This window comes from Bacillus sp. CFBP9009 (genome assembly GCF_036541465.1).
Taxonomy (GTDB): domain Bacteria; phylum Bacillota; class Bacilli; order Bacillales; family DSM-1321; genus Peribacillus.
In genome coordinates this window covers 17601-42119 of record NZ_JAZHFU010000002.1, presented here as the reverse complement: position 1 = coordinate 42119, position 24519 = coordinate 17601, and the positions used below count along the sequence as shown (strand labels likewise).

The 24519-nt window shown below is 38.2% G+C and carries 15 protein-coding genes and 4 pseudogenes; 2 read left to right on the top strand and 17 right to left on the bottom strand.

The window, feature by feature from the left end:
* Window positions 1-20 precede the first annotated feature (20 nt).
* The 8 genes and pseudogenes from V3595_RS05345 to V3595_RS05310 form a co-directional block, all read right to left on the bottom strand.
* Window positions 21-542 (bottom strand): annotated as a pseudogene (locus tag V3595_RS05345) (helical membrane plugin domain-containing protein); the annotation flags it as partial.
* The gene (gene fdhF, locus V3595_RS05340; protein WP_485905802.1) at window positions 535-3498 is read right to left on the bottom strand and encodes a formate dehydrogenase subunit alpha; all 2964 of its coding nucleotides are present in this window, start codon (window positions 3496-3498) and stop codon (window positions 535-537) included. The pseudogene V3595_RS05345 and the gene fdhF, both read right to left, overlap by 8 nt.
* Window positions 3499-3671: 173 nt before the next feature.
* Window positions 3672-5558, bottom strand: a pseudogene (gene pulA, locus V3595_RS05335) (type I pullulanase); the annotation flags it as partial.
* A gap of 391 nt (window positions 5559-5949) precedes the next feature.
* A complete protein-coding gene (locus V3595_RS05330; protein ID WP_485905800.1) occupies window positions 5950-8079 on the bottom strand; it encodes an ATP-dependent Clp protease ATP-binding subunit in 2130 nt (709 codons plus the stop codon).
* A 760-nt stretch (window positions 8080-8839) separates the two neighbouring features.
* The gene (locus V3595_RS05325) at window positions 8840-9283 is read right to left on the bottom strand and encodes a C40 family peptidase (protein ID WP_485905798.1); all 444 of its coding nucleotides are present in this window, start codon (window positions 9281-9283) and stop codon (window positions 8840-8842) included.
* 218 nt (window positions 9284-9501) lie between these two features.
* On the bottom strand, window positions 9502-10128 hold the full coding sequence (locus V3595_RS05320) for a metal-dependent hydrolase (RefSeq protein ID WP_485905797.1): 627 nt from the start codon (window positions 10126-10128) through the stop codon (window positions 9502-9504).
* A 499-nt stretch (window positions 10129-10627) separates the two neighbouring features.
* Window positions 10628-11533, bottom strand: a complete 906-nt coding sequence (locus V3595_RS05315; RefSeq protein WP_402905475.1) for a hypothetical protein — start codon at window positions 11531-11533, stop codon at window positions 10628-10630.
* A 238-nt stretch (window positions 11534-11771) separates the two neighbouring features.
* On the bottom strand, window positions 11772-12665 hold the full coding sequence (locus tag V3595_RS05310; RefSeq protein ID WP_485905795.1) for a selenium metabolism-associated LysR family transcriptional regulator: 894 nt from the start codon (window positions 12663-12665) through the stop codon (window positions 11772-11774).
* A 133-nt stretch (window positions 12666-12798) separates the two neighbouring features.
* Here V3595_RS05310 and V3595_RS05305 point away from each other — a divergent pair, with 133 nt between their 5' ends.
* A complete protein-coding gene (locus V3595_RS05305) occupies window positions 12799-13821 on the top strand; it encodes a YeiH family protein (protein WP_485906747.1) in 1023 nt (340 codons plus the stop codon).
* A 23-nt stretch (window positions 13822-13844) separates the two neighbouring features.
* Here V3595_RS05305 and V3595_RS05300 read toward each other — a convergent pair.
* The 5 genes and pseudogenes from V3595_RS05300 to V3595_RS05280 all read right to left on the bottom strand — a co-directional run.
* Window positions 13845-14060 (bottom strand): annotated as a pseudogene (locus tag V3595_RS05300) (hypothetical protein); the annotation flags it as partial.
* 15 nt (window positions 14061-14075) lie between these two features.
* The gene (gene galE, locus V3595_RS05295; protein WP_485905793.1) at window positions 14076-15086 is read right to left on the bottom strand and encodes a UDP-glucose 4-epimerase GalE; all 1011 of its coding nucleotides are present in this window, start codon (window positions 15084-15086) and stop codon (window positions 14076-14078) included.
* A 73-nt stretch (window positions 15087-15159) separates the two neighbouring features.
* On the bottom strand, window positions 15160-16395 hold the full coding sequence (locus tag V3595_RS05290; protein WP_485905791.1) for a glycosyltransferase: 1236 nt from the start codon (window positions 16393-16395) through the stop codon (window positions 15160-15162).
* 253 nt (window positions 16396-16648) lie between these two features.
* Window positions 16649-18337, bottom strand: a complete 1689-nt coding sequence (locus V3595_RS05285) for a polysaccharide biosynthesis protein (RefSeq protein WP_485905789.1) — start codon at window positions 18335-18337, stop codon at window positions 16649-16651.
* A gap of 423 nt (window positions 18338-18760) precedes the next feature.
* Window positions 18761-20026: a hypothetical protein gene (locus V3595_RS05280; RefSeq protein ID WP_485905787.1), complete on the bottom strand. Its 1266-nt coding sequence runs from the start codon at window positions 20024-20026 to the stop codon at window positions 18761-18763.
* Between the two features lie 571 nt (window positions 20027-20597).
* Between V3595_RS05280 and V3595_RS05275 the strand changes: the two genes are divergently transcribed.
* Window positions 20598-21242 carry a hypothetical protein gene (locus V3595_RS05275; RefSeq protein WP_485905786.1) on the top strand — a complete coding sequence of 215 codons (645 nt, stop codon included), beginning with the start codon at window positions 20598-20600 and terminating at the stop codon, window positions 21240-21242.
* 121 nt (window positions 21243-21363) lie between these two features.
* Here the strand turns inward: V3595_RS05275 and V3595_RS05270 are convergent, their stop codons facing one another.
* The 4 genes and pseudogenes from V3595_RS05270 to V3595_RS05255 form a co-directional block, all read right to left on the bottom strand.
* Window positions 21364-22002: a spore coat protein gene (locus tag V3595_RS05270; RefSeq protein ID WP_485906745.1), complete on the bottom strand. Its 639-nt coding sequence runs from the start codon at window positions 22000-22002 to the stop codon at window positions 21364-21366.
* Between the two features lie 112 nt (window positions 22003-22114).
* Window positions 22115-22951, bottom strand: coding sequence for an adenosylmethionine decarboxylase (gene speD, locus V3595_RS05265; protein WP_485905784.1), 837 nt, complete (start codon window positions 22949-22951; stop codon window positions 22115-22117).
* A gap of 138 nt (window positions 22952-23089) precedes the next feature.
* The gene (locus V3595_RS05260) at window positions 23090-23578 is read right to left on the bottom strand and encodes an ABC transporter permease (protein ID WP_485905783.1); all 489 of its coding nucleotides are present in this window, start codon (window positions 23576-23578) and stop codon (window positions 23090-23092) included.
* Window positions 23579-23666: 88 nt separating this feature from the next.
* A pseudogene (locus tag V3595_RS05255) lies at window positions 23667-24511 on the bottom strand (glycine betaine ABC transporter substrate-binding protein).
* Window positions 24512-24519: the final 8 nt, after the last annotated feature.

The window sequence follows — 24519 nt, the reverse complement described above, 5'->3', positions numbered from 1 at the left end:
ATGTCCGCTGTTTCATTCGCTTTATGCAAATGCTGATTCTCTGGTAATTGAGTTGTTCTTTCTAAATCGCTTGTATCTTCTCCCATTCCTTTAAGAAAGGTCATCAGAAAAGTCATAGCTTGTTTGACTTCTTGGTCATTCAAGGAACGCAGCAATGCTAGGTAGCTTGGCTTTTCCGGCATTTTATCAGACTCTGCCACACGGGCAATCCCTGAATTGACCTTGAGGATAAGCGGTTCAAGCTGCTGAACATTAAGTGTTCCTAACGTGCCAAGTATGAGAAGCAGATTTTTTAGCGTATTTGCCGTTTCAGGGGTGTCTGCTGTCTTGACAAGAATGTTCAGCACTTTGTCCCCTTCCTTCAACAAGCTGTTAACCATTGATAAAATCCCACGATCCTGCATGCCCTTCATGACTTCAAACGTTTCTTTAATCACTTCTTTATTTTCCAAAAGGGTACGCTCGATATCCTCGAGTTCAATTCTTCTTCTTTCTTCATCGCTAATGGAGATTCGATTGATCACTTTTGTCGCTTTAGCCACGGTTCCTCTCCTCCTTTTTCATCTTCAAGAGGTCACCAGGGAATATATAATCTTCGCGGGCCCATTTTTTTTGTACTTGTACACCTATCTGCGGCTGTGGATTACCATTACGATGGTTGATACTCGGCAATGGATTGTCTCCTTTGACCCTGAGCACTTCCATTTTTGCTTGAACTTCCTTATAGGCAGGAGTATCAGTATCTTTATCTGAATGGCTGCTTGTCAATTGGTTGATTGCCCCGTCACCTGAATCGTTCATTGGCAGATAAACTTCTTTACCTTTTACACGATCCGTAATCAGGCATTGCACTTTTGCATTTCCATATGGTGAAGTAAGCCGAACAAGAGTGCCATCTTCAAGCCCTCTATCTTTTGCCAATTCCCGGGATACCTCAAGGAAGACTTTTGGCGTTTTGGAAGTAATGCCTTTTGATTTATAAGTCATGTTTCCTTCATGGAAATGTTCCAATAAACGGCCATTATTCACATGGATATCGAACTCATCCCCAAAGTCAATCGGTTTGGTCCATTCGACTGGAAATAACCTTGCTTTTCCATCAGGGAAAGGAAAAGCTTCCGTGAATAACAGTGGCGTATCTTTACCATCTGGCGTCACTGGCCATTGAAGACTGTTATAACCCTCCAAGCGTTCATAACTTACTCCTGCATATAATGGTGATAGTTTAGCGGCTTCTTCCATAATTTCACTTGGATGCTCATAATTCCAGCCGGCTCCTAACGAATTAGCGACATTCATTATGATTTGCCAATCAGGCTTTGAGTCGCCAAGCGGTTCAAAGACTTGATAAAGACGTTGAATACGGCGTTCCGTATTCGTGAAGGTACCTTCTTTTTCAAAGCTTGGGCTTGCGGGAAGGACGACATCCGCGAATTCAGCCGTTCTTGATAAGAAGATATCTTGTACCACAAAGAAGTCCAGTTTTTCAAATGCTTTATGGACATGATTGATATTCGAATCGACCAGACCCATATCTTCACCTTTTAAGTACATTGCTTTGATGGTACCTGCATGTATCCCTTCGACCATTTCATGATTATTCAGGCCAGGATTTTCTGGTATTTTTGCACCCCAGATGTTTTCATATTTCAAGCGGACCTTTTCATCTGTTACTTTTTCATAACCTGGCAGGCGATCCGGCATACTGCCAAAATCGCTGGCTCCTTGAACATTATTATGGCCGCGTAAAGGGTAGGTACCTGTTCCAGGTTTACCGTAGTTGCCTGTTATAAGCAATAAATTGGAAATTGCAGTACTTGTATCGCTTCCTCCTCCATGCTGGGTAACGCCCATGGCCCAAAGCGTTGCAACGCTTCCCGCTTCATGAATGGATTCTGCCAACGTAATTAAATCTTCCTTAGCTACACCAGTTACTTTTTCTGCATATTCCATTGTGTAAGGTTCCAAAGTCTTGATGTATTCTTCCATTCCATTTACACGATTTTTGATAAAGTCTGTATCTGTCCATCCTTTGTCGACGATATATTTAGTCACGGCCGACAGCCATATGATATCCGATCCTGGAGCAGGCTGGATGAAGAGGTCGGAACGTTCAGCCATTTCATGCATTCTGATGTCCGCCACTATCAGCTTCTGTTTACCTAGTTTATGGGAACGTTTGATTCTTGTAGCCAACACGGGGTGTGATTCGGATGTATTGGAGCCTATGATCAATACAAGTTCGGACTTTTCGATATCCTTTATGCCCCCTGTATCTCCGCCATATCCAACCGTTCTGAATAGTCCTAAAGTAGCCGGTGTCTGACAATACCGGGAACAGTTATCCACATTATTGGTGCCAATGATTCCCCTAGCCAGCTTTTGCATTAAATAGGACTCTTCATTGGTGCATTTGGAAGATGTTATGAAAGCCATCGAATCCGGACCGTTAGAATCTTTGATTTCAGTGAATTTACGGGAAATCAATTCAAGGGCTTCTTCCCATTCAGCTTCCCTGAACGCATCCCCTTCCCTAATTAAAGGTTTTGTGAGTCTTTCTTCACTATTCACGAAATCCCATCCGAATTTCCCTTTTACACAAGTCGAAATCCCATTTGCAGGTGCCTCCACTTGCGGTTCGATCTTAAGGATTTTACGATCTTTGGTCCAAACGTCAAAGCTGCATCCTACCCCACAGTATGTACAAACCGTTTTTGTCTTCTTGATCCTTGCATCCCTCATGGCGGATTCCATATCTGAAATCGCTAAAATCGAGCCATAACCCGTTTCAACATTTTTCGTAATTTCTATCATTGGTCGAAGTGTTTGTTTGGCAATGCCGGTTAAAAATCCGGCTTCCCCTTCCATTCCTTTTTCCATCATTGCATTACACGGACATACAGTTGAACAGTGTCCACATGACACACATGAAGATTCATTGATTGGAACATTATCATCCCAAATGACACGCGGGCGTTTTGCTTCCCAATCAATGGTCAATGTTTCGGTGACCTGTACATCTTGACACGCTTCAACACAACGGCCGCAAAGGATGCATTGATCCGGATCATATCGATAGAATGGATTCGACCGATCCACTTCATATGGTTTTTGATCAAAAGGAACACTTTGATGATTTACCTTCATTTCCTTAACCGTATTGTGTATTTCACAACCGCCATTATTATAATCGCAAACCGTACAATAAAGCTCATGGTTATACAATATCTTGTCCATCGCCATGACCTGTGCTTCTTTTACATCAGGTGCAACTGTATCAATTACATCACCATCCTTGATCTTGGTGGAACAAGACCTTACAAGTTCTCCATTAACACTCACTAAACATGTATCACATGTTTCGATAGGACCTAGGCTAGGATGGTAACAAACATTCGGGACTTCAATGGAGCTATCCGTCAGCATTTGTAATATTGTTTGATTACCTTCCAGACTGGTCTCAGCTCCATTGATTTTTATATGCACTTTCTCTGGCAAAATAATCGCTCCCCTCTTAAAAAACGATAAAATTCATCATTAAGTGTTTTCTACCCCCGCACATTTTTTCTCAAACCAGCGAAAGTGAATAATGGAAGACTTCATTTGACCAATTTCATATCAGAAATGAACTAAAGTCGAAGTGAGACATAGTATTCACTTCGACTTTATTATTATTGGTTAGAGTTTGCTTTCAATACAAACGAACTTAAAGGCGCAACGGTTATCTGACTTCCTTTAATTCTTTCTATTTCTTCCAGGCCCGCCTGCTGACCATCCACTATAACGGACCAATTACCTTCGTGGGGAAGGGAATTGGTAATCGCGTCCCAATTTGCATTATGAATCACTGCAATTGTTGAATCCTTTTGTTTTAAAGTGAATGCAACCACATTTGGCGGTGCATCAATGAATTGTAAATGCTCCTCGATTTCTTCGGGTGTGCTTAACCTAAAAACAGAATGATTTTTCCTGATTGAAATTAGCCCTTTCATATACTCCACTTCCCGATCTAACTCCGCTCTCCTTTTCCAATCCAACCGGTTAATCCAATCAGAAGATTGATAGCTATTTTCATCTCCATCCTTCGTACGCATGAACTCTTGTCCAGCATGTATCATTGGAATTCCCTGTGACAGTAAGACAATTGCCGAAGCTAATTTATGCATCTGTTTCCGTTTTTCTTCTGTCGCATCTGGATTAGTGATAAGTAGCTTATCCCATAAAGTATAATTATCATGTGCTTCAACATAATTGATCACTTGATCTGGTCTTTGATATGTTGCGATATCTTCATCATATTTTAAACCACCAGCGATGCCTTTTTTTATAATATCTTCCATTCCCGGTTTGCCATTCACGAATCCTTTATCATGTTCATTCATAACAAACCCTTTTAAGCCATCACGGATCGCATCATTAAAGTGAGCGATTCCAGGCATTTTAAAAGCATTCTTTTGATTTGCTTTCAGCTCTTGCGCCAAGGGGGTATCCATATCCCAACCTTCGCCCAAAACAATGAGGGTCGGATCAATTTCCGCCAGTGCCTTTTTCACTTCATTCATCGTTTCCACATCATGAATCCCCATTAAATCGAAACGGAAACCATCAAGGTTAAATTCCTTCGCCCAATAGGTCACGGATTCAACGATGAATTTTCTCATCATTTTACGTTCAGACGCGGTATCATTTCCTACACCAGTTCCATTAGATAAGGTGCCGTCGGCGTTATAGCGAAAAAAGTAAGTGGGAACGAGTTTATGGAAGTTTGAGTCCTCCACTGAATAAACGTGATTATATACAACATCCATGATTACTCGTAACCCGTGATCATGTAAACCTTGAATCATTTCCTTTAACTCCCGGATCCTGACTTTTGGTTGATACGGATCAGTTGAATAAGAGCCCTCGGGAGCATTATAATTCTGCGGATCATATCCCCAGTTATATTGTGGTTCATTCAATTTCATTTCATTGACTGTAGCAAAATCGAATATCGGGATAAACTGAACATGAGTAACACCTAGATCTTTAATATGATCAAGTCCCGTTTTCGCTCCTTCTGGACCTTTGGTTCCGGCTTCAATTACCCCTAAGAATTTACCTTTATGATGGATTCCGCTTTCAGGATGAATCGACAAATCCCGAGTATGCAATTCATAAATGACTATGTCCTCAGCCTTTTCGAGAGGTGGTTTATCCCGTGTCCACCTTTCAGGGTTGGTATCTGTTAAATCTATCACTACTCCTTTAATACCATTAACAGTAACTGCACGAACATATGGATCGACGGCTTCACTCCAGGTTTCTCCCACTCTCACTTTATATGTGTAAATCAATCCATCCTGATTTCCGTTCAGCTCAATGGTCCAGGTCCCCTTTTCCGAACGAACCATTTGAATCTCCATTCCATCTGTATCATCCCAATGTTTATAAGTAACTAGCTTAGCATCAGATGCAAGTGGTGCCCATAATCGGAATGCCGTTTTATCTTTAAAATAGGAATTTCCTAAATCTTTGCCTTCATAGAAATATAGTTCATCCAATTCTGACGGGTTTACCGGATTAATATTTGCAATCGGCAGGGATTCCAACTGATTTTCCGTTTCATTATCCTTAGGTTTTCGATTATTTTTATTTTCCTCTTCAAAATAAGAAAGTGAATCTTTAATAGGTCATTCCTCCATTGAAATTCCCATTTTAGAACAGGAATTATTAATTTTTATAATCATGAGCGAATCTTCCCTTATGTTATGATTCAACAAGCATTCCCCATCAAAACATTCGATCTGCAATATATGTCGAAAATAAAGAAATCTATATTTAATAATCGAAAGCTGCAGGTCATTTAGCCGGACCTTACCTATCGTTTTATGAAAAGTGAATCCAAAAAAAGATAAAAAAAATGCCTCCATAACAGTTTTACGGTCTTGGAGGCATTTCTAGTACTCTTTATGGTGTTTTAATAATTTTCACAGAGGTATCCTCAACAATTGCAGTGAAGTTCTTAACTTCAGGCTGCTCAAAGATAAAGTCAGTGATGCCGTCTTCGAGCTGTTCTTGAAGAACTCGCCGGAGCGGTCTCGCTCCGAAAGTTGGGTGATATCCGAGTTCAATTAGCCTTTGTTTCGCTTCATTAGTTACATCTAAAGATAAACCATTTGCAGCAAGTGTTTCGTCTAGCTCGTGAATCATGATATCAACGATTTGCAGAAGATCTTCTTTCTTCAATGCCGAGAATTCAATGATGCTATCGAATCGGTTCAAGAATTCCGGTTTGAAGAAGCTGCCTAAAGATTGTAGGATTGAAGCCTCTTCCACAGCTGAACTTGTACCGAATCCCATTACTTTTTGTTTCTCACCGACTCCAGCATTACTTGTCATGATGATCACGGTATCTTTAAAAGTTACGGTCCGGCCTTGACTGTCAGTTAAGCGGCCATCTTCCATGATTTGCAGGAACATATGCATTACATCCGGATGTGCCTTTTCGATTTCATCCAATAAGATGATACTGTAAGGCTTGCGGCGAACTTTTTCTGTCAATTGTCCAGCTTCCTCATGTCCTACATATCCAGGAGGAGAACCGATTAATTTAGAAACACTGTGTTTCTCCATGAATTCACTCATGTCAAGACGAATCATCGCTTCCTTGTCCCCAAACAATTCCTCAGCAAGAGTTTTCGCCAATTCGGTTTTACCGACTCCTGTCGGACCAACAAAAAGGAAAGAACCGGTAGGACGATTTTTGGATTTTAACCCGGCACGACTTCTTCGAACGGCCTTCGAAACCTTTTTGACGGCCTCTTCCTGCCCGATTACTTTTTTCATAAGCTCCGCTTGGAGATGAACCATTCTTTCTTGCTCATCTTCTTGGAGCTTACCTACAGGAATACCAGTCTTTTGTTCGATGATATTTTGAATGACTTCAACGGTAACGGTTGGCTTAATTGCATCTTCCCCTGCTTGCAATGACTTTTCCAGTTTTTCTTCTTCATCACGAAGAACGGCAGCTTTTTCATATGCTTCTTCTTTTAAGGCCATTTCTTTTTCTTTATAAATTTGCGCCAGTCGCTCTTTCATGTTTTCTACCTGGCCGTCTTCGATGGTCAAGTTCAATTTGGAACCAGCTTCATCCATTAAGTCTATTGCCTTGTCAGGCAGGAATCGGTCTTGAATATAGCGGTTCGAGAGTTCAACAGCCGCTTTTAGGGCTTCCTCACTATATGTTACACCATGATAAGATTCATAACTATCTTTTAAACCACGTAAGATGACCAATGCCTCAGCAGTTGTCGGCTCATTAACGTGTACTGGTTGGAAGCGTCTTTCAAGGGCACCATCTTTTTCAATTTTCCTATATTCGGATAAAGTGGTTGCACCGACAAGCTGAAGTTCGCCGCGTGCAAGTGCAGGCTTCAGGATATTTCCTGCATCCATTGATCCTTCGGCTGAACCCGCTCCCACAAGTTGATGAATTTCATCGATGAATAAAATGACATTTTTTCTTTCCTGTAATTCGCTGATCAATTGCTTCATTCGTTCTTCGAATTGCCCTCTAATTCCAGTATTCGAAACAAGGGACGCTATATCAAGCATATATACAAGCTTATTACGTAATTTAACAGGCACTGAACCTTCAACTATCGCTAGTGCAAGACCTTCAGCAATGGCTGTTTTACCGACACCAGGTTCACCGATTAAAACTGGATTATTTTTATTGCGTCTATTTAATATTTCAATGACGCGTTTGATTTCTTCATTTCTTCCGATAACCGGATCAATAAGTCCTGCTTTAGCAGCATCGGTCAAATTGCGGCCATACTCCTCAAGTAATCCTCCGTCCCCGGCATGTTCGGCTGAATCCAGTTTTGGTACATCATTATAATTAAATGGATTGAATGAATTTGGAGATCCGTTATATTGGAATTTACCTATATCCATTCCGCCCATTGCTGCTCCAAGTTTGTTTCGCTCTTCTTTATAACAAGTGGAGCACAGTTTCACATCATGCTCCTGACCATTCATATTTAGGTGAACTTGAACATTAGCTTGGTTTACATGGCATTTTTCACAAAGCATGTAGTACTCCTCCTTTAAAATTATTTAATTAAAAATCTTTGACCTTCTTTGACTTTCTGACTTTATTATACATTGACCTTCTTTGACTTTCAATAATTTTGTCTGGGAATTTTAAAAATAGAAATTACCTGGGATTGGTTTGCTAAGCATATTAAACTATCCATTTCCAGTCAAATAAAAAGATTCTATGTATGCCTCTTAGTATATTCAGTTAGTATTGATTACCCACTTCAGGACTCACCATAACCTTAAACTATTAACAAAACGCCAATTCTCTTATCCATATGCCTCATCCACTCTTATTTTTTAAAACAAAAAAAGACTTTATTAAGTCTCTTTAAGGTTTGTACAATTTTTAAACGTTGGATTTCCACTCCAGGTACTCGCTTTCCGCGGGCGGTCGGGGAGCCTCCTCGGCGTCTTCGCGCCTGTGGGGTCTCCCCTTGACGCGCTTTTCCCGCAGGAGTCTCGCACCTTCCGTTCCAATCAACTTTGTTTTAACTTTAAGATAGAACACTTTTGCCTACAGTCTTTTTTGTTTTTAAGTAGTATTAATACTTGAGGTGATATCGATACTTTCTTAAAAGTCCCCTCGTTGTCCAACCCATGCCATGCTTTCCTTTCCGCTATAGCTGCTTCAATTCCAATAAAAAATCAAAAAGGTTTCAGAATGAAACCTTCCGAAACCTTTTTGTCTACAAATTGAAAGAGACTTCATTAAGTCTCTTAGCTTTTTTATATTAACATTGATTTTCTTCTATTATATACGTTTCGCACCAATATACTTTGGCTTCCAATAGGTATTATTGGTTTTAGCGTATGAAACTCCTTTAGATGATGATGAGTGTATGAATTCATTGTTTCCTATGTATATAGCCACATGTGTAGGTTTTTTCGCTTTATTTAGTGCAAAAAACATTAAGTCACCTTTTTGCAGGCTTTTAACTTTCTTTCCTTTTTTATATGTGTCAGCAGCAGTTCTAGGTAAATTCTTACCAGCCTTTTGATATGAATACTTCACTAAACCGGAGCAATCAAAACCTGAAGAAGAAATGCCACCCGTTTTATATTTTGTACCTAATTCACTTTTAGCCACTTTAATCGCTTTTGTATGATATGAAGCAGCTTCCACTTGGTCCCCAGCAAAGGATGCGGTTACAAGCATGATAGCCAATGACAATCCGACGACAATTTTCTTAAACAAATTATTTTACCCCCTGATGTGATTTGCTAAACCTAATATACTAGAATGGGTATATCACTCGCATCACAGGAACTTACAAATATGTTACATTTAGTATAGGAAGAATGACCATATAAAACATAAAAAAAAGTCGAATCAGTGTCCATTTAACTTATTGAAAAGCACCTTTATTAAAACTAACTTTTCCACATAGAAAAACAGCGGTAAGAAAAACACTGTTAAAATTCTTTTGAGAAAAATGGAAGAAATAATTTCACCCCACGTTTATTAAAAGGTAAACATTTCAAATCTGCAATTAAATGACTTATGTATCCTAATGAACAAGTGGCGAAAATTCCGTCAATCCCCATAAAGGCTTCGAATTGAAAGGCAATGATACCAAAGAAAGCGATACCGGCAATCGAATGGGTATAACTTCTATGTGGTGTAAAGGATGCTAGGATAATATAGACGCCTAACAGCCACAACCAGCTTTCCTGCAAAGATAAACCGCCTCCTAAAACCGCTAATCCAGTCAGGGTCAGCATATGCCTTTGCCTAATGAATGATGAAATAATGATGATTCCGATTCCTGCCCCTACACCGATCCACTTTTCCGTATCTGAGCCTTCCAAAAGACTATAAATGATCATTAAAATCCCGATCGTTTGTGCTATCGTTCGGATAAACTTATGTGAAAAGGTAATCCTATTACTTAACTTTCCATCAATATCCATATCGGGCATAAGGCCTGAAACGCCCCCAATGCCCACCAAAAATAAAGTGGTGGTCGGATCTGTTTGAAGTGTGTTTGCCGTCAAGAATCCAACTGTAGCCCCTAAAGCCATGTGTGCTGTACCGTTCACTGTCTCTCTCCTGTCCCTCTAAGAAGTAATTTGTTCCTAAGAAACGAATGTTTGTTCGAATCTCTACATTCTAACTATACAATATTTTGGGGGAAATTTCTTTAATTCTTGTAAAAAAGCCAGGATAACCAATAATTAGAGCAAAAAAATACCCTTGGTTATACATTAAAAACAATTCTTCTAAATGTCTATAATTGCTTTGTTTAGGTAATTTCCATCACTCTAAATCCGCAAAATATTTTTCTCTAAATTGAGGTTTTTCATGAAATTTTATCCATCATATGAATATACTAATCTATAAGGGGAGTGATTCAGATAGCTTTTTTAAATGCCTTCAATAATTTTAAAAAAGGGAAAAAGTCTAAGAAAATAAAGAACATGGATTTTCGGGAACAGCATGTAAATAAATCGTCTGAGCTCATTGGGAACAATGAAATTGTCCAAAATATAATTAACAATCACCTATCCAAAAAAAATAACCACTTGTAGAGTGGTTTTTTTAATTATTATGGGAAATGGTTTCATTCTTTTCCAACTTCTCGCTCGCTTCGTAAATATAGTTATATTGTAAATAGTAATCGTAAAGGACGTTTTGCAGGATTTTAAGCAGTGATTTATCAAATGTATCGAATTCAGTTTGATAACTATTTAAGACAGTGACGAATTTCCCGTCCATGTTTTCGAAATAAAAGAGAAGGAAATTCTTGTAATATTCACTATCGCTGTTACTTTTATTCGTAATGCACGGATCACCGGTTTGAATGGACTTATCAAGCATCGCTTTGATGGATTTAGGAAGCTTTGCTTTTTTGAACTGGTTCAGGGTATAGATATCATAGGTAAAGGAAAGTCCTAATTGATCGGAATAAAAATCCACGGCACAGTCCAATGTATAGATTAATGGTGTTTTAAAGTCCTTGCTGTTGGCAATTTCCTCTGATATCTCCAATTGAAATTCCTCGGATGTTAAATACGCAGCAAATTTCATTTTTGAACTGCTCATGCTGAATACTTCATAAACGGCTGCATCTTGTTTTTCAATTTCAATTTCGATATTAAAAAATTTAAAGTGTTTTAAACGGTAAAAAGCAATCGGTGCTAATAGGAAAAGCAATATCCAAACTAGGTAAAGAAATAACGTGTTAAAGATGATTTGATAAAATTCAGACGTTACGATCGGTTCGATGATTAACGATATCAATGTATGTTCAAAGCCCTGAGAAACAGGGGGTGCAGGTACAACGGTTTCCTCTGGCTTTTTCAAAGTTTGGATACCTAAATGAGCCATCGCAACTAGCGTATAAACAAAAATTAAAATTGTTCCAATCACATAAAATTTTGGCATGAATCCAATAATCCTGTCGAAAACAGAAATCCGTTTATCTTTCTGCTCCTCTATAGCCAATGTGGTTGCTCCTTTTAAGATTATTAATATCAGGAAAAGTCTACAGGGACTTAGAACTTCCTGGAGACTGCCTATTAAATTTATATGTTTGCCATTATGTTAAAATACGTAAAATTCGTTTAATCATTGACATATTCCAAATTACTTTCGACGTTTTCAATAAAATTAATAATATTTCGTCGTTAAAAATGCCCAACCTCTTCATTGAAAATGAAAGGATGAGCAAATGTTAAGGGTTTTATTTAGGACGGCCCTTTATCGCAAATTCTTCGACCTTCCTTAAAAACAACTCCATGGCTTTTGATGCTTCGAAGTCCAACTTTTTCACGATCGAAAAAGGTCTTATAATGGGCTCATTTTTCAAATGAAAGGTTTTCAATTCATTGGACTTCAATTCTTTTTGTACAGTCAATCGGGATAAAAGGGCAATGCCAAGCCCAGCCATCACCGCTTCTTTCACTCCTTGGATACTGGTGAAAATAAAGGTTTTCTTTATGTTTAACTCCAGACTGCTGAGAAGTTTATCGGAATATGTACGGGTTCCCGATCCTTGCTCCCTTAGTACCCATGTTTGGTTTTGGAGCAAGGCGCCCTCGATGAGATCCATCTGTGAAAGTGGATGATCCGGGGGGACGACAACTATCATCTCGTCATTCATGAATGGTCTGACATCTATATCTTTATATTCCGTTTCACCTTCAATCAAGCCGATATCAAGCTTATTCGAACGTATTCCTTGAATGACATCATTTGAATTCGAGATGATGATTTGTATGTCCACCATTGGATATTGAGCCGCAAATTCTGCTAATACTTTTGGAAGGTAATATTCCCCTATCGTGAAGCTTGCACCTATTTTCATCGTTCCGCTAACCACGTTATTAAATTCATTTATTTCTCTTTTTGCTGTCTCATAATGATTAAGCATTTGCTTTGCATGTCTATACAAAATTTTTCCCGGCTCTGTTATTTGAACTTGTTTGGGAGAACGATAAATTAATTTCGTTCCTAACTCATTTTCCAGATTCCTTATGTGAAGACTGACTCCTGGCTGCGACAGGTTTAGAATGTCCCCTGCTCTTGAAAAGTTTTTCTGTTCGATTACGGTTACGAATACTTTTAATGGATCCATGGTTACCTCCCTATTTACCTATGCGTTTCATTTTATCATAAGTAGAAGTAATCATTGAAATAGCAAAAATATATTTCACTTATTTTTAATTAAGCTTTAAAGTTAAGGCATCAACATAGATGGAGTGATCACACTGGAACAAACAAACGTTGAAACTAAAAAACTTGGATTTACAAAAGGAATAGCATTGACTTTGCTAATTGCCATTGCAGCAAAATACTTAGCAGAGCTTCCATTCCTTCATATAATGGGACAGTTAGTCATTGCGATACTGATTGGTGTTGTTTGGAAATCGCTAATTGGCGTTCCAGCCTACGCCGTTGCAGGGACAAATTATTCAAGTAAAGTCCTTTTGAGAGTGGGCATTATCTTATTGGGCATGCGCTTGAACCTAAAGGATATTTTTAATGCCGGTCCGAAAACATTTGCAGTTGGTGCCATTAGTCTTGCATTTGCTATATTAGTAGTTTATGGAATGACCCGCATATTTAAAGTCGAGAAAAAGCTAGGCATATTGACAGCTTGCGGAACGGGTATTTGCGGAGCTGCTGCCATCCTGGCAATTTCCTCCCAAATAAAAGCAAAGGAAAAAGATACAGCAATAGCTGTAGCGACGGTTGCTGTTTTAGGCACAACCTTCACTTTCGGATATACGTTCCTATATCCATTATTGGAGTTATCCGATCAAGGATATGGTATTTTTTCGGGTGCGACACTCCATGAAATTGCTCATGTCATCGCAGCAGCAGCACCAGGGGGAAATGAGGCAGTCGACTTGGCAGTGGTGGTCAAATTGACAAGGGTGGCCCTGCTCATTCCCGTTGCCATTTTAATTGGGTTCATCATGAATTGGAAAGACCGATCAACAGTTAGAAAGAAATTTTCCTGGAAGTCCATTCAGATACCGTGGTTCATTTTTGGATTTTTATTAATGAGTGCCATTTACTCTACTGGTGCAGTTCCTGAACCTTTAGCTGATAAACTTGTTATGCTTTCCTATATCCTCATGGCTATGGCCATGGCAGGACTAGGATTGAATATTGACCTTGTAACTTTTAGAAAATATGGCGGTAAACCTTTTTTAGCTGGACTGATCGGCTCTATCTTATTGACATGCCTCGGGTATGTATTGGTGCAGGCATTCCATTTAAATTAACTTTTCAAAAAAACAAGCATCCCTTAATCGGCATGCTTGTTTTTTTCTATTGGATGCGGAACATTGGCACCATAAAAAATTTCATCCATCTCCGTTTGAAGCCTTTCTATAATTTCTTGCATTTCCTCTTTATTAAGATTTTCCTCTGTATAACCGAATAAGTAATTATTAATATCGAACCTTTTCAGCTTACATTTTGTATGGAATATATTTTCCTGGTATACATTCACATCAATCATTTATACTCATGAATATCAGCTATACCCATTCATATTTTTCGATTGCCACCTCCATGAATCAGCACACATTTCCTCAAGTCCCTTTTTAGCTATCCATCCTAAGTCGATTTTTGCCTTTAGAGGGTCCGCATAACAGATTGCTATATCACCAGCTCTACGCTTAGCAAATTTATACGGAATTTTACGTCCAGATACTTTTTCAAAAGCTTTTATTATCTCTAATACACTATACCCAATGCCAGTACCTAAATTATAGGCTTCTATTCCTTTAGAAGTCATAGTCTTCTCCAATGCTTTCATATGCCCCTCAACTAAATCAACAATATGAATATAATCTCTTACACCAGTACCATCTGCTGTGGGATAGTCATTTCCAAAGACCGTTAATTCCTTTAACTTCCCTACTGCTACCTGAGTAACATAAGGCATTAGATTGTTCGGTATACCACTTGGGTCTTCACCAATATTCCCGCTTGGATGTGCTCCAATAGGATTAAAATAACGCAATATAACGATACTCCAATTATGATCAGAAATATAGAAATCCCTCAACACTTCTTCAATCATTAGTTTTGTTCTTCCGTAAGGATTAGTTGCTCCTAGTGAAAAATCCTCCGAAATTGGAACGGTTTTAGGAACATCATAAACAGTCGCAGATGAGCTGAATACTATTTTCTTCACATTATATTTGTGCATAACCTCAAAAAGTATAAGAGTCCCTATAAGATTATTTTTATAATATTGAAGAGGATTTTGAACAGATTCACCTACCACTTTCAGACCAGCAAGATGAATGACTGCTTCAATTATATTTTCAGAAAAAACTACATCTAATTTTTCTTGCTCGAGAATATCAATTTGGTAAAATTTTATATTCTTTCCTGTCATAGCTGTAACTCTTTTTATAGATTCAAAGCTACTATTAGAAAGATTATCGACGACGACGACTTCATAGCCCTGTTGAAGAAGTTCAACACATATATGGCTACCAATATACCCTGCACCACCTGTAACTAAAATAGCCATTTAGATCACCCAAATTATGAATTTTCACTTAAAGTTGTACATACCTAAATTAGTTTTATTCGATTGTATGGGATTAATAGAATTTTGCGTTATTTTCGACAGCTGTAACAATATGAGGAGGTAATTTTTTGATTTTAGACTGAAGACGTTTTTGGGCAGCACGGCCCAAGTGGCGTTTACTTTCGTCATAATAAGCACATATAGAAATTTCATAATCAAAGAGATAATCATACACATGATAATCCACAAAAAGAATATCGTCTTTCGGGAAAGGAATTTCTTTTCCTTGTAAAGCATACATTAGTCCTACACTATGCTTTGATTTACTTCGATACATTCTAGCAAGAGCACATAAAGGTTCCGCTCGGCTCGGTCTGTATGCCCAAGCATTTTGAAAAGAAACAGTAGCCAAAGCAAAGAATTGTTCTTCTTGACGTTTTAAATCATCCACTGCGGACGAATCACTTTTTTCCATCTGTTTATAGGCAGAGTTATTAGCGAGACGCTCATAACACATACCTATTTGTAATAGAGCATAAAACACTTCTTCCTGCCACCCGCCAGCTTCGACTCTTTTCCTATACCATATAATCGCTTCTTCAGGTTCATCAAGGCAATGATAAGTTTGGGCTAAATAAAACATATACCGAGGTTTTAAATCTTGAGGAGTTGTTGGATCCGTAACTCCTTCTAATAATAATCGCTTATCTCGTTCGAATTTATCAGCCCTACTCCCTCCATCTGCTTGATCATAAATCATCAAACCATCCAACTTCCCTACAGTACCTACATGCATAGGTCGCTCAAGAGCTAACTTCTCCCGATCCAATTCCCAATATTCGTGTGTCACCCCAACTGATCTCCAGGGTAGAGATGTTTTCAAAAGACGAGTTAACCAAAATTTTATGTGACCGTCAGATTGTGGCGTAAGATATTGATCGTCATTTAAACCACGCTTATTAAAATGAGGTTCTATCGTTAAAAGCATATCGGCATCAAGCAATAGTAAATAATCTGCTTCCGGATAAGTCTTTTGCGCAAGCGAAGCCGCTAAACTTCGATTGTAGCCAAAATTTTTAAACATCTCATGATGCACAGTACCAGGTATATGATTCTTCTCACACCATTCTTCAATGATTTCAGGTGTATGGTCAGTGGAGCCTGTATCACAAATCGAAACATAATCAATAATCGGTTTAGCTGCATCTAAACATCTTTCGATAATTTTCGATTCATTTTTGACAATCATGCATAGGCATAATTTTCTTTCTGGCTCTGTCGGTGTCGTTTTTGACTTACTTTTTTTCATTTATGATTTGATCCTCCTCGATTTTAAATAAGTTTGCAAATACTTATGTCCCATAGGTTCATTCATTTATCCTATGCCTTCATTCCCTATATTGACTAAAGCATTCGCGGAGGTCTTTGTAATTTATGTTTAAGTTATAGGAGCTCACGTATCATTTCTAAAAAGTCATCACTGGAACATAATAAAGCCAAGCAATATTGGACAAATGATTCAAAAGGGAAAAGTAATGAGGAATTTTTCAACAAATGCTTTATTAAAATTCTAGTTGATTCTGAATGATTTCCATTAGGATTGGACGTATACTGCCAGAGGACTGTAGTAAAGTTCGTTCTAATTGCTCGATATTCATCAATAAATAGGACACTTGGTTATTGGGAGGAATAGCAATGACAATATTAGGATGAGGGGTAGGCTTTACCTTTTCATTCTCATAAAATAAGGTTTCGTTTAATTTTTCACCTGGTCGAATGCCTGTATATTGAATAGGAATATCTACACCTGGTTTATAACCGTATAAACGGATTAATTTCTTTGCTAAATCTTCAATCTTTACCGGTTCACCCATATCTAACACAAATACTTCTCCACCTTCTGACAAAGCCCCTGCTTCCAATACTAGTTGAACGGCTTCCGGAATCGTCATAAAATAACGGACCATATCAGGATGTGTAACCGTAACTGGCCCACCAGATTCTATTTGATGTTTGAAAATGGGAATGACACTGCCACGACTTTCCAAAACATTCCCAAATCGTACAATTGAAAATTTAGTTGAACTTTCTTTTGAATAATATAGAATAATCATTTCTCCTATTCTTTTCGTCATTCCCATTATATTTACAGGGTGAACGGCTTTATCTGTGGAAATTAATACAAAACGTTCAACACCAAATTTGTCAGATGCTTGCGCCACAATTTTTGTTCCAAAAATATTGTTTTGAACAGCTGCTCTTTCGTTTAATTCCATTAATGGAACATGTTTATGGGCTGCTGCATGAAATACAATATGTGGACGATATTGCCTAAATGCTTGTTCAATAAGGTGTTGATCTTGAATATCCGTAATAACCAAATTCGTTTTTACATGAGGAAATTTTTCTTTTATCCTTAACCCGATGTTAAAGATACTGTTTTCCCCATGACCTAGCAAAGTAAGCGACTTCGGTTCACATTGCGCAACTTGCATGGCCAGTTCACTACCAATAGAGCCTCCAGCTCCCGTGATTAGTACACACTTATTGAAGAGGTGTTCTTTTAATCGTTCTGTCGGCTGGAAAAATTCTCTTCCAATTAGATCCTTTATATTAATATCACGAATTTCATGAAAGGATATTTGCCCTTTTATCACCTTCTCTATCGGAGGTAATATTTTTACATTTGCCTTTGTTTTTTTACAAACATTCACAATTTCTCGAATTTCAGATTGATGAACAGAAGGCATGGCAATGATTATATCCGTTATTTTATTTTGACTTACAACATTTTTGATATCGGCTCTTTCTCCTAACACCGGTATTCCTAGTATTTGAAGGTTTCGTTTTTTAGGGTCGTCATCAATGAAACCAATAGGCGTATAATCTAATTCTTTTGTTAATATAATTTGATCAGCCACCCTTGTTCCTGTAACACCCGCACCGATGATTAATGCTCTTTTATGAGAATGGTTTCGGACAGATCGCCATTGATGTTTTGTAATTAAAAACACACGAAAGCCGCTGATGACCAGAATGGAGCAAAGAAATAAGAAGAGCATCAAAGTAAATGGCCATTGTGTATTTAAGAAAAACAAAAAATAAACCGAGTACAGCAAGTTAGCAATAATTAGAGAATTCACCACAGTAAGTATTTCCCGAACCCCTGCATAACGCCATAATGTTCTATAAGTCTTTAATATCAATAGAAAGAAATAACAAGTAAATATATATATAAACAGCGAACTCATTATTAGAAGGCTAAATCTTATTTCCTCCCCTTGTATGACCAATAATGATAAAAAACAGGTTACGCTTAGTAAGATTATGTCAATGAAAGATAATAATAAAATCCGTAAATGATGATAGTTCATAATTATCCAAACCCACCTGTATGTCTGTTAGATGTACCATACTATGTCAAATTGAAATTTTCCGTATGGACTTTTCACGTACTTTTGAAAATAAGGAGTAGTATAAGTAAGAATTCTATTAAAGGATAGGCAATAAAAAAAGTAATCCAAAGGCCGTTCCACGACCTTTTGGATTACCCTCTAAATCTCGTCAAAAGCAAAGAATGTTAACTTCTAAGAATTAACGATTGTAACACCTGCACTAAAAACTTCGATAACACTTTGAAACTTTGTATTACCCCACAAAACTATTACATAAAGTTAAATATCTGCCATCCTGAATATTGTAATTGCTGCTGAAATTGAATTGTTTCCATCAATCGGATCTGAAACAATCGTTACTGGTAAAGTTTTTCCTTCCAATCTCAAAGTAGAGTTCGCTGGGACACTGAGAATGAGCGTCATAGTTGTACCATCATTTTGTGAATAGAGAGTGGTCGGTGTAACTTCATTACCATTAAGTTCTAATACAAACGCATTCGATCCATTATAATTTGTAAAAGCATGAATTAAATAGAATCCTGAAGGCGTAATGTCAATAATCGTTGGATCTCCAGCATTTATAGCTACGCCCCCCGGAGTTGTAATAGTCTCCCACACAACATATTCTCCATCTTCAACATTCAAAGTTTGATCTGAATTACGACGAACATACGCAAATGGGGAATTGGATGAAGGACCTGTTGCTCCTGTTGCTCCTGTTGCTCCTGTTGCTCCTGTTGCTCCCGTTGCTCCCGTTGCTCCCGTTGCTCCCGTTGCTCCCGTTGCTCCCGTTGCTCCTGTTGCTCCCGTTGCTCCCGTTGCTCCCGTTGCTCCCGTTGCTCCCGTTGCTCCCGTTGCTCCTGTTGGGCCTGTACTTCCTGTGTTGCCCGTTGGACCTGTGTTTCCTGTGTTACCTGTTGGACCTGTGTTTCCTGTGTTACCTGTTGGACCTGTGTTTCCTGTATTTCCTGTGTTACCTGTGTTACCTGTGTTACCTGTGTTACCTGTGTTACCCGTTGGACCTGTGTTCCCTGTGTTACCCGTTGGGCCCGTATTTCCTGTGTTACCCGTTGGACCTGTGTTACCTGTGTTACCCGTTGGACCTGTGTTTCCTGTATTTCCTGTGTTACCTGTATTTCCTGTATTTCCTGTATTTCCTGTGTTTCCTGTGTTACCTGTGTTACCTGTTGGACCTGTGTTTCCTGTGTTACCTGTTGGACCTGTGTTTCCTGTGTTACCTGTGTTACCTGTTGGACCTGTGTTTCCTGTGTTACCTGTGTTACCTGTGTTACCTGTGTTACCTGTGTTACCTGTGTTTCCTGTGTTACCTGTGTTACCCGTTGGACCTGTGTTTCCTGTGTTACCTGTGTTACCTGTGTTTCCTGTATTGCCCGTTGGACCCGTATTTCCTGTGTTACCCGTTGGGCCTGTTTCTTGAACTTTAGATACATTTATTTTTACTTTTTGATCTACCTTTTGTATTTGCTTAGCTTTACATTCACATTTACTATGTTCGCATTTTGAACATTTTTTATCCTTTCCCAAAGATATTCCACATCCTTTCATGTACTTAGATAGTCTATGAGTTTGAAATGATAAATGTTTGGACAAAAACCGATAGCCATCAGCCTATTTTTATTATCTTTTTTTCTTATTTCCAAATAAGATCATACCTTATGTAAATAAAGTTATCCTGAACGAAATCAGCCCCTTACTCATAATTTCGTAGATTAATTTGGTTAGATTAAATTACTACACAACCCCAACTAGAGCTACATTCCTATAATTAAAGCCATCAAGTATTATATAGATAAGAGTAATTTTCGAGAAAAAGTCTATTATTATCTGTAAATAGTATAATTGGTTAAAAAATGAAATTATTTATATTCTAGGATACTTGTCCAATCTAAATTAATTTCAATTCATATCCTAATATTAGTTAAAGGAAAGAGGTGAAAATAAATTGGGTAAAGACAAGGATAAGCATAAAAAGTGTAAAAAATGCGATCATGATAAATGCAAATGTAAATGTAAACATAAAAAATGTAAAGATTATGGACATGATAAATGCCAATGCAAATCTAACCAAAATCAAACTGTTGATCAAAGAATCGAAGTGAATGTAAATGCTGCCACTGGTGCTACTGGACCTACTGGTGCTACTGGTGCTACTGGTGCTACTGGTGCTACCGGTGCTACCGGTGCTACCGGTGCTACCGGTGCTACCGGTGCTACCGGTGCTACCGGTGCTACTGGATCTACCGGTGCTACCGGTGCTACCGGTGCTACTGGTGCTACTGGTGCTACCGGTGCTACTGGTGCTACCGGTGCTACTGGTGCAGCAGTTTCTGGGTTTGCCTTCATTTATGATACGACTGCACAAACTTTAGCGGCAGCCCAAGCAGTTACATTTAATACAAACTTCCCTGGCAATACACCTGGATTTGTTACACATGTACCAGGAACAGCCCCTATTACGATTAACCAAGCTGGAACCTATCTCATTACCTGGGAGGCATTCCCTCAACAAGGAACTTCCGCATTCGCATTATCCTCCAATCTAACTGGTCAAATTGCAGGTTCGAATTATGGCTCCGGTTCAGGCAACCAATCATATACAGGACAAGTCATTACAACTTTAGTGGCAGGAGAAATACTCACTTTAATTAACATTGATGGCGGAACTGCTTTAAATAATCAGCCGTCTGGTTCTGGTCCTGCTGTTGTAAGTGCCTCTATTGTGATTCAAAGACTCGCCTAAAATGATAAAATAAATATCGAGAGAGCGGTCATATGACAGCTCACTTTTTTATTATGTAATCACTCAAAAAAACCCAATAGCATGTCATCTATTGGGATTCACAAAAAATCTAAATATCCTATTATTGAAGCCTCTGATTATTCGGCATTTGTGGCATGTCTTGAGCAGGTGCAAATGCATTTAGAAGCTGCTGCATATCTTGCTGTGCAAGTTGTGGTACTTGATAGTAATGATGCTTATTTTGATAAATTGAAAGTTCATAAGCCATTTCAATACAATTTGGAATAGTGGCAGCAAGCACTCGACGGACTACCGGATTTGTAATTTCACAAGCTGCCATTGCTTTCATCCCAGCAGACGACTTCACAGCCCCTAGCAATAATCCAGAAACACACTCATCTGTAATTTCTGATACAGACTGAAGCGGTTTCTTCGGTTGAGTAGGTGTTAACCCAAAGATAAAGTCATTATCCTGTGTCATATTATAACTTTCTGTTCGCTTAGAAGGATCTTGACCTGTTTTAAAACATTCTACTAGTAGATTGTATTCATCTTGAATGAATTGATATTGACGATCAAGAATGCTCATTAATTCTTGATCTTTTACATATTGGCGCATCAACATATATTGATTCAGTGTGCCAATTGTGCCTGATAATACCTCATGTACATCAAATACTTCATGACCACCGTGATTCATTTGTTGAGGTACAGAGCCTGTGTGCATATTTTGGTGCATTTGACCTTGTTGATTTTGCATCATTGTATATTCCTCCTCTTTGTCATTAAAAACGAACATACTTATTATGTAACATGAAATAACAGTTATTCATGACCCAATCTTTTCTTCTACAAATGAATACTAATATTCCTTAATTGGAATGCTTGTTTTTTTCTATTGGATGTGGAACATTGGCACCATAAAAAATTTCATCCATCTCCGTTCGAAGCCTTTCTATAATTTCTTGCCTTTCTTCTGTATTCAGCTTTTCCTCTGTATAGCCGAATAGGTAATTATTAATATCGAATCTTTTCAGCTTACATTTTGTATGGAATATATTTTCCTGGTATACATTCACATCAATCATGTCATATAAACCCTTCACTTCATCAGGAATATAGTTTTGAATGGAATTGATATCGTGATCAATGAACAATTTCCGTCCAAATTTATCTCGTGTAAATCCTCGGACACGGTAATCAATTGTAATTATGTCAGTGTCAAAGGAATGTATAAGATAGTTAAGTGCTTTTAGAGGAGAGATTTCTCCACAAGTAGAGACATCGATATCAGCCCTGAATGTACTAATACCTTCATTCGGATGATATTCAGGGTATGTATGGACAGTAATGTGGCTTTTATCCAGTTGCATGACAACATTATTGGGTAAAGGGCCGGGGGATTCCTCATAGGTACCAGTCGGCACTTCGACCACAGGTCCTTCGGAAACAAGCATCGTTACACTTGCACCCTGTGGAATATAGTCCTGTTTCGACGTATTCAAAACGTGTGCTCCAATCAAATCCGAAACGTTTTGCAAAATCTTCGAAAGCCTATCTGCATTATACTGTTCATCGATATATTCTAGGTAGGCTTCGCGTTCTTTCTTCGTTTTTGTATAACAAATATCATACATATTAAAACTTAATGATTTCGTAAGATTATTAAAACCATGTAGTTCAATTCGTTGTTCTGGTGTAAGTTTCATGATCGATTCCCCTTATTTTTTTTACAACTGTTCTTATAGTTACCCTTTATTAGAAATAAAAAACTCAGAGGAAGAATTTAAGGCTTATACCCTTAATAAAAAAGAGCAGTTACATTACATATGCAACTGCTCTTTTTCTTAATTTACTTCGGATTCTATTAATTTCTTTCTTTTAATCGGTGAAAGTGCTCGTTCTAACCAGCCTAATAAAATGTCAGACAGAATAGCCATTAATGCTGCAGTTACACCAATCGCAACGACAAGTGCCCTTCGTAGACCAGCCATAATGACAGACAGGGATAATGGCATTTCGACCATTCTCAGTAATTGGAACTTCGTCATTCCCATAGCCTTTCCCGATTCTAAATAGGCATGATCAATGTTTGTAATTCCAACATACGTATTTCTTAGGATTGGTAGTAAAGAATATAAAAACAATGACAAAATAACTGTGTTTGTCCCAGTCCCATTACTAGCATAGGGACAGCAAGCATTGCTAAGGGCTGGTGTGGTTTGTATGACATTAGTTATCGAAAACACCCAATTACACAACTTTTTATGCTTTGCGATGAATATACCTAGCGGAATGGCAATGATTGCTGCAAAAAGAACTCCGTAAGCAGACATTAAAAAGTGGCGATAAAATTCAGTAAGTACGTACATCCCATTCTGGGAATAATACGTTCCAAGGTTTCCATTAGATTGCACCTCCTATTTATTCAAAATAATTATGTACTTCAAGGAACTCCGTTGCTTCAATCGATGGTTCTTTTAAGTTTCCATCTACTTCATAGTTCAGTTCCTGCATCGTTTCGGTTATAATTTCTCCAATTAAATTAGTTAGTTGAGTCTCTATTTCCGGGTATCGTTCTAATGCTTCTTCCGTGACAACAGATGAACAGTCATAAGGAGGGAAATATTCTTTGCAAGTTATTCACCTTAATCCGGTCATCTGAAGAGTATGCGAGGACAATATCCATCTGACCATTTTTGACTGCGTCGTATACTGGTCCAATTTGCATCGGATAGGTTTCTCCGAATTTTAATCCATAGGTTTCCACGAATCCCTCATAGCCGTCCCCTTTTCTTTTCAGCCAAGCACTATCGACACCTAATCTCAAATTCCCTGCATCTTTTTCCATATCCGATATTTTTTTATAGCCTTTTTCTTCTGCCAATTCATTTGATATCGTAAATGCATAGGTATTATCAAATCCATACGAATCGTAAAATTTGAATCCATATTGGTTTTTAAATTCCTTTTGAACAATTTCCATTGCCTTTACTGGATCTTTTTCAATATCCTGAGCTAAAACACTCGTTAAATCCGTCCCCGTATAACGAGTTGCCGCTACATCGATATCCCCACTTTCCATTGCTTTTTGCTGATCGAAATTCGAACCTAGATTTTTAATAATCTTCGTATCAAGGTCTGTATTTCGTTCAAGAAGTTGTGCGATCATGTTAGCCAAGATTTCGGATTCAGTCATACTCTGCCGTTTTTTCAGAAGATGACCCCACCCCAGGCAACGAGCAGCGCTGATGAATAATGAAAACAATAAAAGGGT

Bases quoted from the DNA above. Each gene is read 5' to 3' on its own strand.
- V3595_RS05330 (WP_485905800.1), bottom strand. From the start codon at position 8,079: ATGCTTTGTGAAAAATGCCATGTAAACCAAGCTAATGTTCAAGTTCAC.
- V3595_RS05290 (WP_485905791.1), bottom strand. From the start codon at position 16,395: ATGAAAAAAAGTAAGTCAAAAACGACACCGACAGAGCCAGAAAGAAAA.
- speD (WP_485905784.1), bottom strand. From the start codon at position 22,951: ATGAAACTTACACCAGAACAACGAATTGAACTACATGGTTTTAATAAT.
- V3595_RS05285 (WP_485905789.1), bottom strand. From the start codon at position 18,337: ATGAGTTCGCTGTTTATATATATATTTACTTGTTATTTCTTTCTATTG.
- V3595_RS05310 (WP_485905795.1), bottom strand. From the start codon at position 12,665: ATGGATCCATTAAAAGTATTCGTAACCGTAATCGAACAGAAAAACTTT.
- V3595_RS05260 (WP_485905783.1), bottom strand. From the start codon at position 23,578: ATGTCTGCTTACGGAGTTCTTTTTGCAGCAATCATTGCCATTCCGCTA.
- galE (WP_485905793.1), bottom strand. From the start codon at position 15,086: ATGGCTATTTTAGTTACAGGTGGTGCAGGGTATATTGGTAGCCATATA.
- V3595_RS05270 (WP_485906745.1), bottom strand. From the start codon at position 22,002: ATGCAAAATCAACAAGGTCAAATGCACCAAAATATGCACACAGGCTCT.